This is a genomic window from Streptomyces specialis, from assembly GCF_001493375.1.
GTDB lineage: Bacteria > Actinomycetota > Actinomycetes > Streptomycetales > Streptomycetaceae > Streptomyces > Streptomyces specialis.
Window position 1 is genome coordinate 221109 of the sequence record NZ_LN929838.1, and the last position, 15539, is coordinate 236647.

A 15539-nucleotide genomic window follows, 5' to 3' on the forward strand; every position below is an offset into this window, starting at 1 on the left:
CCCGTAGCGGTCATTCGCCGAGCAGGCGCAGATCCGACTTGAGGAGCGTGGTGCTGACCAGCAGCTCCATGATCAGGTTCTGGTTCAGGGTGTTGCCGACCGGCGGCGGGACCTCCTCCTCCAGCAGACCGCCCACCGAACCGCTGAGCCGCTTGCGCACGTTCGTCACGATGTGGGCGGCCCGGCGTTCGCTCCACCGCTCCCCCGGCCGCAGCTCGCTCAGCTCGGCGGCCACCTGCGCCCAGGTCAGCGGCTGCGGGTACGGTTCGTTGCGCAGGTATCGCTGGCCGAGACAGACAATCACCAGCCTCTCGATCGGGCTCAGCGGCCACACCGTCGGGCCGCGCGTGTCGGCCTCGTGCTCGGCCCTCGGGACCGCCGAGGACAGCGCGGCGATCCGCACCTCCAGGAGATGCTCCTGCCTCGGGCCGACGATGAACAACGGCGTGTAGCCGGCCGGGAGATCGGTCCCGTCGCCGCTGAGCACCAGCCGTGCGGAGGGGAGACGGATGGGCAGCCGGCCGGCGTTGTGCAGGACCCAGCGGCCGTGCTCGCGCGTGATGTGCCCGTGCCGCCGGCTGACGTGCGGGTCCTCCGCGCCGACGCACACGTGGACGTCGGGCTCACCGCGCCCGAAGAGCAGCCGGAACCCGGCGTCGGGCGCGACGCTCATGCCGCCGTTCGCCCCCAGGACGAAGAGCGTCCCGGGCCGGACCGAGGGCGGAAGCCCACGCGCCAGACTGCCGAAGTCCCTCGGCAGGACGGCGACTTTGCTCGGCGAACCGGACCCCCGAAGCGTGGCTCTTATATCCATTTGACCTTGCCCACCGATGGTGCCGGATAGCGACTCGATTCAGAACGCCAAGGAGCACGCCGCTCCCCCTGCCGCCCGCCGCTCCCGATGTGTATACGCGACCCCCCCGGAGATTACCCGCCTGCCAACTCCCCGAAGCAGTAGCGGCTTTGCCGGCTCCGGCGGACCCCCGGTACGCGGCCCGGACCACGGCGGGGCCGGTGGGCGAGGAGCGACGTCGACGCCGGGGGCACGCGACAACCGGCTCGTCAGGGATACCGTCCTGGACCGTGACGGCCGGGACCATGACGCGCGGGCCGTTCGCGACCCAGATGGCCGCCTTCCGTCGTCCCCGGGGACAAGTGCATGAACGCGGGGCAGATGGACGGGTGTTCACGGTGGCCGTCCCACCGGCCGCGAGGCGATCGAGACGGGGGTCCTGCCGCGCCTCCTGCACGACTACCCGTGCTGGGAGAGCCGCGGTTACTGGGCCGCGCGGGAGAAGATCACCGGCACTTTGCTGGGCTGGTCCGCGCTTTCACCGGGGACCGGCCGGAGGCGATCGAGGGCTCCGAGCACGGCGAAGTCGAGTACGAACTCACCCGCACCGTGCGGGAGTCAGTTCTTCTTCAGCTCCTGGGCGAGCATCACCAGGATGCCGCTGGGGCCGCGGACGTACGTCAGCTTGTAGACGTCCTCGTAGGTCGCCACCCCGCGCAGCGGGTGGCATCCGTGCTTCGCGGCTGTCGCGAGGGCCTCGTCGATGTCGTCCACCGAGAAGGCGACGCGATGCATGCCGATCTCGTTCGGACGGGTGGGCTCCGACTCGATCGCCTCGGGGTGGATGTACTCGAAGAGTTCGAGGCGGCCGTGACCGTCCGGCGTCTGGAGCATCGCGATCTTGGCATGGTTGCCGTCGAGACCGACGGCCGTGTCGGTCCACTCGCCACTGACCGTGTCACGGCCGACGACCGTGAGGCCGAGGTCGGTGAAGAAGGAGATCGCCGCTTCGAGGTCGCGAACGGCGATGGCGACGTTCTCAAGTCTGATGGCCACCGTCGCATGCTACCGAGCCGGTCAGGCGCCCCGGACCGAGCGGACGGACATGACGCACAGGCGGCATCCGGGCGTGATCCCGTCGACACATCGGCTGCCTAACGTGTCCCGTACGTCGGTCATGGCTGCAACGGCCGGCGGGCTGTCGACTCGTTGTGCGGCGCTAACCAGCCATCGCTCCACCGTGACCACTCCGGGAGGAAACGATGGCCCACCTCCCGGCATGGGCACCCGTCGCTCACCGGAGGCACCTCATGCACGTCGACGCCGTCACCGACACCACCGTCTGGAGCGGTGGGCAGTGGCTCCCCGGGCGGGACGTCCTGCTCGCACACGGCCGGGTGGAGCGGGTGGTCGCCGCCGGGACCGTGGCCCACGCGCCCGGCGCCGTCGTGCTGGACGGCTCCGGCGCGCACCTGATTCCCGGGCTGGTGAACACCCACACGCACCTGCACCAGGCCCGGATGCGCGGCATCGGCGAGGGACAGCCGCTGCTCTCCTGGCTGCGTCTGGTCGGCGAGGAGACCGTCGCCCTGACCCCGGAGCAGGCTTACGCCGCCGCCGCTGCCGCCGCCACCGAGGCGCTGCGCAGCGGCACCACCACCCTGGTCGAGCACATGTGGCCGCACCCCAGCACCGAGGTGCACGACGCGGTGCTCCGCGCCCTGCGGGACACCGGGATACGGGCCGTGCTGTGCCGGGGCGTCGCGGACCGGCCGGACGCCAGCCGCCGGTGGGGGTTCGACCCGCGGCTGATGCAGCCGCTGGAGGAGGTCCTCGAACACACCGACGCGCTGGCCGGAGCGATGCGCGGCAGCCGCGTCTCCCCCGGACTGGCGGTGCCCAATCCGCGCTGCCTCACCCAGGGCGGCATGCGGCGGGTGCGGGCCTACGCGGAGGAACGGGGGCTGCCCGTGTCGATCCATCTGCTGGAGACCGACACCGACGAGACCATGTGCCGCGAGAACGCCGGTACCGGAGCCGTCGACTACTTGGCGGCGGCCGGCTTCCTGTGGGAGCGGCTGCTCGCGGTGCACTGCGTCACCCTCGACGCGCGGGGGCAGGCGCTGCTGGCCCGGCACCGCGTGGCCGTCTCGTACAACCCGCTCAGCAACATGCGTCTGGGCAGCGGCATCGCGCCGGTGCCCGCCATGCTCGCCGCCGGGGTGCGGGTCGGTATCGGCGTCGACGGCGCCGCGAGCAACGACACCCAGGACATCCTGGAGGCCCTGCGCATCGGCGCGTATCTCCAGCGGGCCGCGCACCGCCAGGCCGACCTGCTCGGCTTCGGCCGGATGATGGACATCGGGAGCAACGGCGCCAACGCGGCGCTCGGCCTCGACGAGTGCCCTGACGGGGTGGTGCCCGGCGTGCGGGCGGACCTCGTGCTGCACCGCTTCAGCCGCGACTTCGCCACCCTGCCGGTCCGCGATCCGGGCGCCACCCTGCTGACCTGTGCCGGGAACCGCACGGTCGACACGGTGCTCGTCGGCGGCGAGGCGGTGCTGCGCGACGGGCGGAGCCTGCGGCTGGACGAGACCGCGCTCGCCGCCGCGCTGGTCTGACGGCCGCGGGTCGCGGTCAGCGGCCGGCGGCCCGTCGCGCCGCCGGCCAGCGGCGCATGCGCACCATGAGCGAGGCGACGTGCGCGCTCGCCGCGCCCTGCGCGGCGCGCGCGTCGCCCGCGTCGATCGCCGCGAGGATGGCGCGGTGCTCGCGCACCGCCAGCTCCCGGTTGTGCTGGGACGACCACAGGGCCGAACGGTAGAGATGCGCCTGCGCGTCGAGCCGCCGCAGGGCGTCGATGAGCGCGGCGTTGGCCGTCAGCGCGCGGACCTCGGTGTGGAACTCCAGGTCGAGAGCGGCCTCCACGTGCGGCTCCGGCGTCCTGCCGAGCAGTTCCTCCTGGCGGGAGATCAGCTCGTCGAGCCGCGCGATGTCCCCGGGGGCGGCGCGCAGGGTCGCCTCGCGGGCGGCGAGGCCGTCGAGGACCTCGCGCACCTGCATGACGTCGAGGACCGACTCCTGGTCGAGTTGCGCGACCTTGGCCCCGGCGTGCGGGATGTGCACGGCGAGTCCGTCGTATATCAGCCGCTGGACGGATTCGCGGACCGGGCTGCGGCTGACGTCCAGTTCCGCGGCCAGCGCGGGGACGCTCAGCGGTGAGCCGGGCGGCAGCGCGCCGCTGAAGATGCGGTCGAGCAACTGGGTGTACACGGCATCGGCGAGGAGTGCGCCGCTGTCGCCGGAGCCCATGGTCCTCCTCCTGCTCCTGGACGGGGCGTCCGCCGCCGGCCCCGGGGCCGGCGGCGGACGGTCGCGCTGTCTGTCGTCGGGGAGATGTGAACGGGCCGGGACGGTGTCACCCGAGGGACCCGGCGTCACATCGCCCGGTGAGCATAGTTGGCGTTGACGCGCTCCCGCAGGTACTCCGCCGCCGTGATCGGCGGGTAGGTGCCGAGGGGGCTCTCGATCACGACGTCCCGGTTCGCCTGCGCGAAGAACGGGATGCTGTAGCGCGCTCCGGTGTACTCGTCGGCGCCCGGCACCCGCACGCGGTGGAAGTTGGACCGGAGGCGGTCGTCGCTCCAGCGCATCAGCATGTCGCCGATGTTGCAGGTGATCGCGTCCGAGGACGGTGTCACGGAGGTCCATTCCTGGGCGTCGGCGTCGCGCCCCGGGCAGACCTGGAGGCCGCCTTGCCCGTCGCGCTGGAACAGCAGCGTGAGGCAGTCGAAGTCGGTGTGGGCGCCGGCCCGCCAGGTGCCGGGGCGGTCGCGCAGCTCCTCGGGGAGCGGGAAGTAGTGGATCAGCCGCAGCGTGGACTGGTACTGGTCGCTGGCCGGGTCGTGGGCCCTGGCGAAGAAGTCGCTGTCGAAGCCCAGCTTGTCCGCGAAGCAGGACAGCACGCGCATGGCCACCGACCAGCACCGGGACTCGAAGTCGAGGATGAAGTCCCGGAAGCCGGCCAGTTCCTCCTCGGCCGGCCATCGCCCGCCCATGTGCGGCCGGGTGATCTGGTAGGACTCCTTCTGGTCGGGGGTGCCGACCGAGGGGCGGACCTGGGTGAGGAACTCCCAGCCCGCGTTGAGTGCCTTGTCCAGCGGCAGCTTCTCCTTCACCTCCGTGGGCAGGTCGAAGAAGTCCTTGGAGATCGCGAACGCCCGGTCGACCGTGGCCCGGTCGATGCCGTGGTTGACGAGCTGGAAGAAGCCGATGTCGGTGGCGGCGGCCCACAGTTCCTCGATGATGTCGGACTTGCGCGCGTCGAAGTCCGACAGGTCGATCACGGGGACATGGCGGTCGGTGGTCTCCACTCCGGGGCCGCCCATCCGGGCTTCCTTGTTGAGCTCTTCGAGGGTGTACTCGGCGGTCATGGTTCTGCTCCCGGTCGGTCCTGCGTGGGGTGGTGGGTCACTCGGCCGCGAGGACGCGGGCCGCCTCGCGGGCGGCGCCGGCCGGGGCCCTGCCGGTCTTCAGCCCGGCGACCTTGGCCGAGATATTCTCGGCCACCGTGATCGGCGGGTACAGCTCCTGGCCCGGCTCGAAGCAGCCGGGCAGCGCCTCGATCACCGCGTCGTGGTTGCCGTCGAAGAAGAAGGCGGCCGAACGGCGGCGCAGGACGCGGCCGTTCACGATGGGCGGGTTGACCCGGTGCAGGGTCGACATCCAGCGGTCGTTGGTCCAGCGGGCCATCGCGTCGCCCAGGTTGATCAGCAGGGCCCCGTCGGCCGGCTGGACGTCGTGCCAGCGCTGGTCGGAGCCGAGGACCTGGAGGCCGGGGACCTGATCGGCCCACAGCACGGTGAGGATGCCGAAGTCGGTGTGCGCGCCCATGCCCATCAGCTCGCCGGCGAGTTCGATCTCGCCCTCGGGGAGCGCGTAGTGGTTCATCTTGAGGGCGTCGATGGAGTAGTCCGTCATCGTGTCGAAGTACCCGGGGTCCAGCCCCAGCGCGTCGGCCATGGCGGTCAGCAGGACCCGGGAGAAGTAGGTGACCTCGCTGAAGTACTCCTCGACGGCGGGCCGGAACCCGGGCGCCGCGTCCGGCCAGGTGTTGGGCGCGTAGCTGCTGCGCGGCAGTTCCCGGCCGGGGTACCAGCCGGCCTCGGCGCCCACGGTGAACGCCTCGTAGAAGTCGTTCATCATGCCGGCGGGCGGCACGCCGAGGCTCATGCTCAGCGACTCGGACTTCGGTGGCGCGTAGCCCCGGTTGTCGCCGGCGTCGCGGCGGTAGGCGGTCTTCCGTTCCAGGGGCAGGGCGAAGAACTCGTCGAGCGCGGCGGCCAGTCCTTCGATGGCGGAGTCCGCCACCTGGTGCCCGGTCACCTGCATGAAGCCGACCTCGCGGCAGGCCAGGTCGATTCTTCGGGCGACCTCGGCGCAGTCCTGGCTGGTCCGCGCGGTGGCGCCGGAGACGAGGTAGGGGCCGATGTCGATCGTCGGCACGTGGAACTCGGTCATGGGTCTCCTAGGTGAGGTGTCCGGTCGTCTCAGCGGTGGGCGTCTCAGCGGTGGTCGCCCGAGCTGTGCCAGCGGCCGACGACGAGCCGCGAGACGAGGGTGAAGACGGTGAAGACGGCGATGCCGAAGGCCGACGCCAGCAGGATGGAGGCGATCAGGTCCTCGGACCGCAGCGTCGCCCGGTAGCCGTCGAGCAGCGTGCCGATGCCCGGCTCGCCCCTGGCGAAGAACATGTCGCCGAGGATCGCTCCGATCACGACCTGGCCGGACGCGATGCGCAGGCCGGTGAAGATCGACGGCAACGCGGCCGGCAGCTCCAGCATGACCAGCCGCCGCCCCCGCGAGGACCGGCCCAGCGTGAACAGTTCGTGCATGCCCCGGTCGACCGAACGGAGCCCGAAGTGGGTGTTGGTGATGATCGGGAACAGCGCGATCATCACGCAGACGATGACCCGGGAGCTGCTCCCGTAGCCGAACCACAGGCCGATCAGCGGCACGATCGCCAGCACCGGGATGACCTGGAGCATGACGGCGTAGGGGTACAGCAGCCGCTCGATCCAGCGGGCCTGGCTCATCAGCGCGCCGGTGCCGACCCCGATGAGCGCCGCGCACACGAAGCCGATGGCCGCGATGCGCGCGGTGACGCCGAGGGCGGTGAGCATCGGCTCGATCCGCGTCGGGTCGAGGAAGGAGTGCGCGACCACGTCGTGGGGCGGCGGCAGCAGGAACCGGCGGTCCGGTGACAGCAGCACGTAACTCACGCCGTACCAGACGGCGATGCCGAGCGCGCAGGACAGCGCGGGCACGGCCGTCGCGCGTGCCGTGCCGGTCAGCAGCCGCCGTGCGCGGCGGCCGGCGGCGGACCGTGGCGCCTCGGCCGGGGCGGCCGTGGGTGGGGCGGTACGCGTGGCCGAGGCCGTGGTGATGGTCTCCGTGCTGGTCACCGGACCCCCCGCAGGATGTCGGCAACGGCCGCCACGTGCTCGACGTACCGGGGACTGAAACGCACCTCGGGGCGGCGCGGGTACGGCAGGTCGATGTCGACCGTCGCGGCGATCCGGCCTGGCCGCGGGGACATGACGACGACCCGCCGCGCCAGCAGCACCGCCTCGGCGACGGAGTGGGTGACGAACAGCATGGTGAACCGGCGGCTCTCGTACAGCCGGAGCAGTTCGCCTTGCATGTCCTGGCGGGTGAGTTCGTCGAGGGCGCCGAACGGCTCGTCCAGCAGCATCATGTCCGGCCGGAGGACGAGGGCCCGGGCCAGCGAGACGCGCATCCGCATGCCGCCGGAGAGGGCGCGCGGCAACTGGTCGGCGAAGGCCGTCAGTCCGACGGCGTCGAGGGCCGCGGTGACGCGCTGTTCGCGTTCCGCCTTGGGCACCTTGGCCAGGTGGGCGAGGAGCCCGACGTTCCGCCGTACGGAACACCAGGGCAGGAGGTTGGGCTCCTGGAAGACGAAGCCGACCGAGGTGGTGCCCAGGGCGACCGACCCGGTCGACGGTGCCTCCAGGCCGGCGGCGAGGCGGAGCAGCGTCGACTTCCCGCAGCCGGAGGGGCCCACGATGGCGACGCATTCCCCCTCGGCCACCGTGAGCGAGACGTCGTCGAGGGCCTGCGTGCCGGTCGGGTAGCGCATGCCGATGTGGTCGAACGACGCCTGGAGGCCCTTGGTCAGGTGATGGGCGTCAACGTCGTGCATCGTGTCGACGAGGTGCACGGTGATCTCCGATCTGGTGATCGAGGCGGGCGGATCGGACTGACCGAGCCGAGTGCCAGTGTTGACGTGCATGCAGATCGAGGCAATGGCGCGCCAGTTAACTCCTTGTAACATGCAACTCTCGCGCCTAGAGACACCCCTTCGCGCCCCTCCCTGCCTGCGCTTTCGCCACCGATACGCAGGGGTGATGCGCCGCGACGCGCGCCGGGCGGACATCGTCACCGTCTCAAGATTGCATGTAATGGCGCCGTAACAGCCATACGTCACAGTGGCCTGCACACACCCACTCGCCGACAGGCCGGCCCACCCCAGGAGCATCATGAGATCGTCAACAGGACGCCGGCTCGGCGCCCTCGCCCTCGTGCCTCTCTTCGCCATCACCGCGTGCGGCGGCTCCGGTACGGAGGACGGCGCCGACGCCGCCCCTCTCGAACCGGCCGCCGCCGCGCAGCGACTGGACGAGGTGTGCCCGTCCACGGTCGTCGTGCAGCTCCAGTGGCAGCCGCAGTCCGACATGGGCGCCCTGTTCGAAATGCTCGGCCCCGGCTACACCGTCGATCAGGACGGCAACGCGGTGACCGGGCCGCTCGTCGCCGGCGGCAAGGACACCGGCGTGCGGCTCACGCTGCGGGCCGGCGGTCCGGCCATCGGATTCCAGTCCGTGACCTCGCAGATGTACGCCGACGACACGATCCACCTCGGGCTCGTGCACGCCGACCAGCTCATCGCCGCCTCGGGGGAACAGCGCGTCGTCGGCGTGACCCCGCTGCTCAAGCACAGCCCCGCCATGCTGATGTGGGACCCGGAGGCCCACCCCGGCCTGTCGATCGACCGGATCTCCGGCACCGACGCGTCCGTCGTCGTCTCGCAGGACCAGTTCTTCCCCGACTGGCTGGTCGCCCAGGGGTATGTCACCGAGGGGCAGCTCGATCCGAGCTACGACGGCGCTCCCGCCCGTTTCGTGGGTGACTCCGGCATCGTCCAGCAGGGCTTCGCCAACTCCGAGCCCTACACCTACGAGGAGGAGACCCCGGCCTGGGGCAAGCCCGTCGGGTACCAGCTCCTCAAGGACGTCGGCTACGACATCTACGCCTCCAACCTGACCGTCAGGGCGGACCGGCTCGACGAACTCTCCCCCTGTCTCGACAAGCTGGTGCCCGTCGTCCAGCAGGCCGGCGCCGACTACATCACCGCGCCCGAGGCCACCAACGAGCGGATCGTCGACATCGTGTCCCGGGACACCTCCTACACGCCCTACAGCATCGGCGAGGCCGCCTACAGCGCCGAACTGCTCAGGGCCGAGGGCCTGGTGGCCAACGAGGACGACGGGTCGATCGGCACCTACGACCTGGCGCGGGTCCGGGAATTCGTCACCGAACTCGCGCCCGTCATCCGCGACGGCGGCTCCGACGTGCCCGCGGACATCACGGCCGACGACCTCTTCACCGACCAGTTCGCCGACCGGACCATCGGCCTGCCGTGACCGTGCCGTTCGGCACGCGCCGCCCGGACACCGCTTCGGGACCACGTGCTCCTTCGCGGGCCGTCGTTCAGCTCGCCGCTGGACGGCGGCCCACGAGTCCGAGCAGTTGGTCCAGGGCGGAGGAGCCCGCGGAGACCTCGACCACCGGGGCGAACGCGGTACGCGGCCGGTCGTCGGACGCCTCTCCGGTCGGGATCGACGCCGCCACCTTGAGGGAGAAACGGACGAGGTCGGCGTCCGGATCGTAGGCGACACCGATGGTCTGGGCGACGTCCCAGCCGTGGACGACGCAGTCGAGCACATGCATGCCGAGCGCGACCCGGCCGGGGAAGAACCCGAACTCCCTGATCTGGAGCGAACGGTCCAGGACGTCCTCGGTGAACGCGCGGGTCATGGCGTCGGCCGAGTCGAGGTACGCCTGATGGGGATCACCGCCCAGATCGCCCTGGTCCCAGGCCCGGAGGTCACCGGTGACGCCTGCCGCGGCGGCCGCGAAACCGAGGTTCTCGCTCACTTGGTGACGGAGCAGGCCGTGCAGGGTCCAGTCGGCGCACGGCGTCGGAAGACGAAGCTGGTCCCGGCCGACCCGCGCGATCACCGCTCCCAGGGTGGCGAGGGCACGTCGGTCCAATTCTCGGATGTCCACGGTCGCGACGTTAGCCATGCTCCCCGCTTCCCGGCCACACGTTTCCCGGACGCCCCGGCACAGCGCGTGTGCGGCAGGGCGGCTGGGCGGAGGGTGTCCCATGTCAGCGGCGTCCACGGTCTGTTGCCGAACTGATTCACTTCGCGGCTGTCCCGCCGCTTCCGGTCATGACAAGGTATGCGCGTGCTTGCGCCGCTGACCTCCGAAGACCCGCCCCTCGTCGCCGGTTACCGCCTCACCCACCGGCTCGGCGAAGGCGGCATGGGCAAGGTGTATCTGTCCCATACGCCCGGCGGGCGTCCGATCGCCATCAAGGTGGTCCGCTCCGAACTGGCCTCCGACCCCGACTTCCGGCGGCGGTTCCAGCAGGAGGTACGGGCCGCCCAGCGGGTGCAGGGGCTGTACACCGCGCCGGTCATCGACAGCGACACCGAGGGCCCGCGACCGTGGCTCGCCACCGCGTACGTGGCCGGGCCCTCCCTGCACGCCGCGATCCGCGAGCACGGCCCGCTGCCCGTACCGGCGGCGGCCCGTACGCTGGCGGGGATCGCCGAGGCGCTCCAGGTGATCCACGGGGCGGGCGTCATCCATCGGGACCTCAAGCCGTCGAACGTCCTGCTGGCCTCGGACGGCCCGCGGGTGATCGACTTCGGCATCGCCCGGGCCACCGACGCCACCGCGCTGACCCGCAGCGGCGTCACCGCCGGCACGCCCGCGTTCATGGCACCGGAGCAGGCGATGGGCCAGTCGCTCACGCCCGCCGTGGACATCTTCGCCCTCGGCCAGATCGCGGTCTTCATCACCGCCGGCATGCCGCCCTTCGGTGACGGGTCGTCTCCGGCGGTGCTGTACCGGATCGTTCACGAGGAGCCGAACCTGTCGGGGGTGCCGGACGAGTTGCGCGCGCTGGTCGCCCGCTGCCTGGCCAAGGACCCCGCCGAACGCCCCTCGCCGGCCGAGGTCATCGAGGCGTGCCGCCCTCTGGGGCCCAACGTGCCCCCGGACGAGGGTGGTTGGCTGCCGCCCGCGGTGACGGCGGAGATCGACAACCAGGCCGCCACGGTCACGGCCGGGGCCACGCAGCCCTCGCCGCCGCCCGCGGCCCCGCCGCCCGCGCCCGGCGGGTTCGGCCCGGCGCCGGGCTCCTACCCCTCGCATCCGACGGGGCCGTTCCCCGCGTACCCCGCGACCGGGCAGCAGCCGCGCCGCCGGGGGCGGACCGTTGTCCTGGTCACCGCCTCCGTGTTCGCGGTGCTGATCGCGCTGGGCATCGTCGGGCGGCTGCTGGGGTTCGGCGACGACGCGGACGGCGGCGACCAGGCGGGCGGCGACGTCTCGCAGGCGCCCACGACGTCCGAGGACCCCGCCGGGGAGGACGGCCAGGACCCGCAGAACCAGGAACCCACGACCGAGCCGCCCGCCGACCCCGAGCCGGTCACCCACCCGGGCATCCAGATCCCCGGCGGCTACATCGTTCACCTCTACGACGATCCGCCGACCCCCCAGGACGCCGAACTCGGCGCCGGCTACGAGGGCGACTTCGGCCTCTACTACGACAGCCTGTTCGGTGACTACCGGCTCCAGACCGGCGAGGAGGGGAACACCCTGGTCCTGCTGGAGACGCGGGAGGAGGGCACGCTCGACACCTGCCGCTCGGTGTCCCGCTACACCGACAGCATCGACCGCGAGGCCGCGCCCCCCGGCTCGCAGATCTGCGTGACCACCGCCACCGGCGACATCGGCCTGGTGACCGTCGTCGACTACGCGCCCGACGACTCGCCCAGCGCGTACGTGACCGTCGACATCACCGTCTGGCGCGGAGCCGCACAAACCGGCTGACCGGCCCCGGCCCCATATCAGGGACGTGTCATCGGGCGGCGTGTGGGGGGGGGCTGTCTCTTATACACAGCGGCTTGTAGTTGTTGGCTGCCAGTCGTGACACGGCTTGCCCGCGGCCGCGGCACCGTCGGATGTGTAGGAGAGGCATCCACGTCGCCTCCCCCGTCTGGCCGATGTCGGCCGGGCGCGCGCCGAGGCGCAGCAGGCGTTCGAGCTCGGCGTCCTGGTCGCGGTCGGTGGCGTTGACGTCGATGTGCAGCCGCGACTTCCCGGGCTCGGGCTCGTCCCTGCGGCTGAGGATGATCGTCGGCTGCGGGCCCCCGAACCCCTCGCGCGGCCCGATCTCCAGCGAGCCGTCGTCCTCGCGGTCGAGGACGACGAAGTCCAGGACCTCGCACCAGAACCGCGCCAGCAGCTCCGGGTCGCGGCAACCGAGCACCAGCTCGCTGATCCGACATGCCATGACGAAACCTGCTCCCAACGGCGAGAACGACCCCGCGACCGTACCGGACGAGGCGGGCACGGGCGACATGATTTCGCGGGGGCCGGGTGGTCGGTGACGGTGCGGCTCAGGTGGCCCCGTGCGTCGTGCTCCAGTGGTCCAGCTCCTCGGCGGTGCGGGGGCCGGTGGCGTGGGGCGGGAGCAGGTCGCGGGCGCGCAGGGCGTCGGTGACCGCCATGCCCCAGGGGCGGCGCAGCCGGGCGGCGTCCAGGAGGGACCGGTCGGCGAGCAGGGCGGACGCCGCGCCGGTGCGGAGCCCGGTCGGGGTGAGGATCGCGACGTCGTCCGCCCAGCGCCAGGCGAGGTCGACGTCATGGGTCGCCATGACGACGGTCGTTCCGGTGGCCCGCAGGCGCGCGAGGATGTCCAGGAGGAGTTCCTCGCCGTGCGGGTCCAGGCCCGCGGTGGGCTCGTCGAGGATCAGGACGCGGGGGCGCATGGCCACCGCGCCGGCGATGGCGGCCCGTTTCCGCTGGCCGAAGGAGAGGAGGTGGGTGGGGCGGTCGCGCAGGGCGGTGATGTCGAGCGCGGCGAGAGCCTCCTCCACCCGCTCGCGGACCGCGTCCGGCGCCAGCCCGAGGTTGAGCGGTCCGAACGAGACGTCCTGCTCGACGGAGGCCGCGAACAACTGGTCGTCGGGGTCCTGCGTGACGAGCTGGACGGCGCCGCGCAGCCGGGTCAGGCCCTTCCGGTGGTACGTCACGAGGTCGCCGAGGAGCCGCAGTTCGCCGGCGGTGGGGCGCAGGCCCCCGTTGAGCAGGCGCAGGAGGGTGGACTTGCCGCCGCCGTTGCGTCCGAGCAGAGCCGTGGTCCGGCCCTCCGGAACGGCCAGGCTCACCCCGTCGAACACCTGGGGGCCGTCCGGATAGGAGAAGGACGCCCGGCGCAGTTCCAGCACGGGGTCAGGGGTCATGTCAGGAAGCCTTCGGAGACGATGGTCAGGATCGCGGTCGTGGCCAGGCAGGCGACGGTCGCGATCAGGAAGCGGACGGAGACGGGCGTCTCGGGGACGAGCACGTGCAGGCGCCCTTCGTAGCCCCGGTCGGCAAGCCCTGACTGGAGCCGCGCCGCCCGGTCGAAGGCCCGGACGAACGCGGCGGCGCCGAGGCCCGCCAGGGAGCGCCAGGCGGCGGCGCGGCTCGCGTCACCGAGGCGGGCCGCTTGCGCCTGCCGGATACGGGCCAGGGAGTCGAGCAGGAGGAAGGACATCCGGTACGTGGCCAGCGCCACGTCCACCACCGGCGCGGGGATTCCGGCCCGGGTGAGCCGGGGCAGCACGTCGGACATGGGCGTGGTGAAGGCGAACAGCAGCAGCCCGAGCGAGGCGGACGAGGACCGCAGCAGCAGGTCGGTGGCGCGAGCCCATCCGCCTTCGGCCGGTCCGACGATCCCACCGGGCCCGCCCAGTGTGAACAGCAGCGGGACGGCTCCGGTGAGGCAGAAGCCCAGCGGAACGCGGTAGGCGCGCCACAGCCGGCGGGGCGGGACGCGGGCCGGTCCGAGCAGCGCGGCCAGCGCGACGGCCGCGGTCAGCGGCCCGCCCGGCCAGGGCGGCAGGGTGAGGGCGAGCGAGGTCAGCCCGAAGGCGAGGACCGCCTTCTCCAGGGGGTTGCGGCGGCGCCAGCGACTGCTGTGCGCCGCCGTGTCGATGGGCAGCATCCTCGGCCCGCTAGGGGCGTTCACCGCCGGCGGCGGAGGAGGCGTGGGCCTCGCCCTGGCGGCGTCCGCGCCGCAGGCCGAAGTAGTAGGCGAGGACACCCGCGCCCAGGGCCGCCTGGGCGGCGAACAGCGCCGACTCGATCTCGCCGGACGGCGGTTCGTAGAGGGGGCTGAACCACGCGTCGTAGTCGGGATCGTTCTCCGCGATGGCCACCTCGGCCTGCGCGTCCGAGCCGGTGAACGGCTCCTCCTCGTCGTCGCCCAGCCCGAGGGCGAGGGGCAGCACGGCCAGCAGCAGTACCGCGGCCAGCAGCAGCGCGTTGATCCTGGTCCCGCGGCTCACCGGGCCACCGCCTTGTCCCGGCCGCGGAACGGCACGCCGAGGCGGGCGAGGTCGCCCGGGCTGGACTGGATGAGCAGGCGCAGCACGAGCACGGTCAGCAGACCTTCGCTGATCGCCAACGGGATCTGGGTGACGGCGAAGATGCCGCCGAACTTGGCCAGCGCGCCGGTGAATCCGCTGCTGGGGTCGGGGAAGGCGAGCGCGAGTTGGACGGTGGTGACGCAGTATGTGCTCAGGTCCGCGACGAACGCGCCGCAGAAGACCGCGACCATCAGCGGCGCTCCGGCCCGCAGGCCGAGGCGGTAGGCGCCGTAGCCGGCCCAGGGCCCGAGGATCGCCATGGAGAAGGCGTTGGCGCCGAGTGTGGTCAGCCCGCCGTGCGCGAGCAACAGGGCCTGGAAGAGGAGGGTGATGGTGCCGAGGACGGCCATCACCGGTGGTCTGAAGAGGATCGCGCCCAGCCCGGTTCCGGTGGGGTGGGAGCAACTGCCCGTGACCGAGGGGATTTTCAGGGCGGACAGTACGAAGGTGAAGGCTCCGGAGGCACCGAGGAGCAGGGGCGCCTCCGGATTGCGTCTCACCTCACGGGTCAGGACGCGGACGCCGTGGACGATGAAGGGGGCGGCGGCGGCGCTCCAGGCGACCGCGTGGACAGGGGGCAGATAGCCCTCGGCTATATGCATGACAGGGCAGACCTCTCCAGCACCTCGTGGATGGACAACGCAGCCCTGGCCGGTCTCCTGGCTGACGGGTCGTGCCGCCCGGACTCCGCCTTCCCGGACCCGCGGGCATCCGCGGGGATCCAGTGGCTTCCCGGAGGAGTGGAGCCGGACTTCCCGATCACAGTGGCGAGGGCCGCACCGGTCTTCCACCGGCTTCCCGAACACCAAGGCTCTGCGGACAGTACTGGCACCCGGGGTCCACGGCAAGGCGCGTCCCGGTTTCCGAGACCGGCGCCCCGAGGAACGGGAGGGGCGCCGTCCGCCGGAGGGTGCGGCGCGCGGCGCCCCTGGTGCGGGCACCGCGAGGGGGCG

General features: G+C 72.1%; 16 protein-coding genes and 1 riboswitch. Of the genes, 3 read left to right on the top strand and 13 right to left on the bottom strand.

Annotated features, from left to right (window positions below; translation table 11 throughout):
* Window positions 1–10: 10 nt before the first annotated feature.
* Window positions 11–814 carry an FHA domain-containing protein gene (locus BN2279_RS08870; RefSeq protein WP_059008164.1) on the bottom strand — a complete coding sequence of 268 codons (804 nt, stop codon included), beginning with the start codon at window positions 812–814 and terminating at the stop codon, window positions 11–13.
* A gap of 597 nt (window positions 815–1411) precedes the next feature.
* Window positions 1412–1849 carry a VOC family protein gene (locus BN2279_RS08875; RefSeq protein WP_059008165.1) on the bottom strand — a complete coding sequence of 146 codons (438 nt, stop codon included), beginning with the start codon at window positions 1847–1849 and terminating at the stop codon, window positions 1412–1414.
* A 254-nt stretch (window positions 1850–2103) separates the two neighbouring features.
* Here BN2279_RS08875 and BN2279_RS08880 point away from each other — a divergent pair, with 254 nt between their 5' ends.
* Window positions 2104–3414 (top strand): amidohydrolase family protein, encoded by a 1311-nt coding sequence (locus tag BN2279_RS08880; RefSeq protein WP_059008166.1) that lies wholly within the window; start codon window positions 2104–2106, stop codon window positions 3412–3414.
* A gap of 16 nt (window positions 3415–3430) precedes the next feature.
* On the opposite strand, the gene BN2279_RS08885 is transcribed toward BN2279_RS08880, so the two are convergent.
* The 5 genes from BN2279_RS08885 to BN2279_RS08905 all read right to left on the bottom strand — a co-directional run bounded on the left by BN2279_RS08885 (window position 3431) and on the right by BN2279_RS08905 (window position 8105).
* Window positions 3431–4105, bottom strand: a complete 675-nt coding sequence (locus BN2279_RS08885) for a GntR family transcriptional regulator (RefSeq protein ID WP_059008167.1) — start codon at window positions 4103–4105, stop codon at window positions 3431–3433.
* A 125-nt stretch (window positions 4106–4230) separates the two neighbouring features.
* Complete coding sequence (locus BN2279_RS08890) at window positions 4231–5226, bottom strand: isopenicillin N synthase family dioxygenase (protein ID WP_059008168.1); 996 nt, start codon at window positions 5224–5226, stop codon at window positions 4231–4233.
* 37 nt (window positions 5227–5263) lie between these two features.
* Window positions 5264–6313, bottom strand: coding sequence for an isopenicillin N synthase family dioxygenase (locus tag BN2279_RS08895; RefSeq protein WP_059008169.1), 1050 nt, complete (start codon window positions 6311–6313; stop codon window positions 5264–5266).
* 44 nt (window positions 6314–6357) lie between these two features.
* Entirely contained in the window at window positions 6358–7257 is a 900-nt protein-coding gene (locus tag BN2279_RS08900; protein WP_059008170.1) for an ABC transporter permease, read from the bottom strand.
* The gene (locus BN2279_RS08905; RefSeq protein WP_234347638.1) at window positions 7254–8105 is read right to left on the bottom strand and encodes an ABC transporter ATP-binding protein; all 852 of its coding nucleotides are present in this window, start codon (window positions 8103–8105) and stop codon (window positions 7254–7256) included. Before BN2279_RS08905 ends, BN2279_RS08900 begins: the two co-directional genes overlap by 4 nt.
* Window positions 8106–8352: 247 nt before the next feature.
* Between BN2279_RS08905 and BN2279_RS08910 the strand changes: the two genes are divergently transcribed.
* The gene (locus BN2279_RS08910) at window positions 8353–9516 is read left to right on the top strand and encodes a hypothetical protein (RefSeq protein WP_059008171.1); all 1164 of its coding nucleotides are present in this window, start codon (window positions 8353–8355) and stop codon (window positions 9514–9516) included.
* A gap of 67 nt (window positions 9517–9583) precedes the next feature.
* Here the strand turns inward: BN2279_RS08910 and BN2279_RS08915 are convergent, their stop codons facing one another.
* Complete coding sequence (locus BN2279_RS08915) at window positions 9584–10180, bottom strand: TIGR03086 family metal-binding protein (RefSeq protein ID WP_199827677.1); 597 nt, start codon at window positions 10178–10180, stop codon at window positions 9584–9586.
* A gap of 159 nt (window positions 10181–10339) precedes the next feature.
* Here BN2279_RS08915 and BN2279_RS08920 point away from each other — a divergent pair, with 159 nt between their 5' ends.
* Window positions 10340–12001 (top strand): serine/threonine-protein kinase, encoded by a 1662-nt coding sequence (locus tag BN2279_RS08920; protein WP_059008172.1) that lies wholly within the window; start codon window positions 10340–10342, stop codon window positions 11999–12001.
* Between the two features lie 28 nt (window positions 12002–12029).
* On the opposite strand, the gene BN2279_RS08925 is transcribed toward BN2279_RS08920, so the two are convergent.
* The 5 genes from BN2279_RS08925 to BN2279_RS08945 form a co-directional block, all read right to left on the bottom strand.
* Window positions 12030–12464 carry a VOC family protein gene (locus BN2279_RS08925; protein WP_324612830.1) on the bottom strand — a complete coding sequence of 145 codons (435 nt, stop codon included), beginning with the start codon at window positions 12462–12464 and terminating at the stop codon, window positions 12030–12032.
* A gap of 106 nt (window positions 12465–12570) precedes the next feature.
* A complete protein-coding gene (locus BN2279_RS08930; protein WP_059008173.1) occupies window positions 12571–13416 on the bottom strand; it encodes an energy-coupling factor ABC transporter ATP-binding protein in 846 nt (281 codons plus the stop codon).
* Window positions 13413–14162 carry a cobalt ECF transporter T component CbiQ gene (cbiQ, locus tag BN2279_RS08935; protein WP_059008174.1) on the bottom strand — a complete coding sequence of 250 codons (750 nt, stop codon included), beginning with the start codon at window positions 14160–14162 and terminating at the stop codon, window positions 13413–13415. The genes BN2279_RS08930 and cbiQ overlap by 4 nt, the downstream gene beginning before the upstream one ends.
* Window positions 14163–14172: 10 nt before the next feature.
* A complete protein-coding gene (locus tag BN2279_RS08940) occupies window positions 14173–14505 on the bottom strand; it encodes an energy-coupling factor ABC transporter substrate-binding protein (RefSeq protein ID WP_059008175.1) in 333 nt (110 codons plus the stop codon).
* Window positions 14502–15188, bottom strand: coding sequence for an energy-coupling factor ABC transporter permease (locus BN2279_RS08945; protein WP_059008176.1), 687 nt, complete (start codon window positions 15186–15188; stop codon window positions 14502–14504). Before BN2279_RS08945 ends, BN2279_RS08940 begins: the two co-directional genes overlap by 4 nt.
* A gap of 30 nt (window positions 15189–15218) precedes the next feature.
* A riboswitch (cobalamin riboswitch) is annotated at window positions 15219–15411 on the bottom strand.
* Between the last annotated feature and the right edge of the window lie 128 nt (window positions 15412–15539).

Bases quoted from the DNA above. Each gene is read 5' to 3' on its own strand.
- BN2279_RS08870 (WP_059008164.1), bottom strand. From the start codon at position 814: ATGGATATAAGAGCCACGCTTCGGGGGTCCGGTTCGCCGAGCAAAGTC.
- BN2279_RS08880 (WP_059008166.1), top strand. From the start codon at position 2,104: ATGCACGTCGACGCCGTCACCGACACCACCGTCTGGAGCGGTGGGCAG.
- BN2279_RS08885 (WP_059008167.1), bottom strand. From the start codon at position 4,105: ATGGGCTCCGGCGACAGCGGCGCACTCCTCGCCGATGCCGTGTACACC.
- BN2279_RS08890 (WP_059008168.1), bottom strand. From the start codon at position 5,226: ATGACCGCCGAGTACACCCTCGAAGAGCTCAACAAGGAAGCCCGGATG.
- BN2279_RS08895 (WP_059008169.1), bottom strand. From the start codon at position 6,313: ATGACCGAGTTCCACGTGCCGACGATCGACATCGGCCCCTACCTCGTC.
- BN2279_RS08905 (WP_234347638.1), bottom strand. From the start codon at position 8,105: ATGCACGTCAACACTGGCACTCGGCTCGGTCAGTCCGATCCGCCCGCC.
- BN2279_RS08910 (WP_059008171.1), top strand. From the start codon at position 8,353: ATGAGATCGTCAACAGGACGCCGGCTCGGCGCCCTCGCCCTCGTGCCT.
- BN2279_RS08915 (WP_199827677.1), bottom strand. From the start codon at position 10,180: ATGGCTAACGTCGCGACCGTGGACATCCGAGAATTGGACCGACGTGCC.
- BN2279_RS08920 (WP_059008172.1), top strand. From the start codon at position 10,340: ATGCGCGTGCTTGCGCCGCTGACCTCCGAAGACCCGCCCCTCGTCGCC.
- BN2279_RS08925 (WP_324612830.1), bottom strand. From the start codon at position 12,464: ATGGCATGTCGGATCAGCGAGCTGGTGCTCGGTTGCCGCGACCCGGAG.
- BN2279_RS08930 (WP_059008173.1), bottom strand. From the start codon at position 13,416: ATGACCCCTGACCCCGTGCTGGAACTGCGCCGGGCGTCCTTCTCCTAT.
- cbiQ (WP_059008174.1), bottom strand. From the start codon at position 14,162: ATGCTGCCCATCGACACGGCGGCGCACAGCAGTCGCTGGCGCCGCCGC.
- BN2279_RS08945 (WP_059008176.1), bottom strand. From the start codon at position 15,188: ATGCATATAGCCGAGGGCTATCTGCCCCCTGTCCACGCGGTCGCCTGG.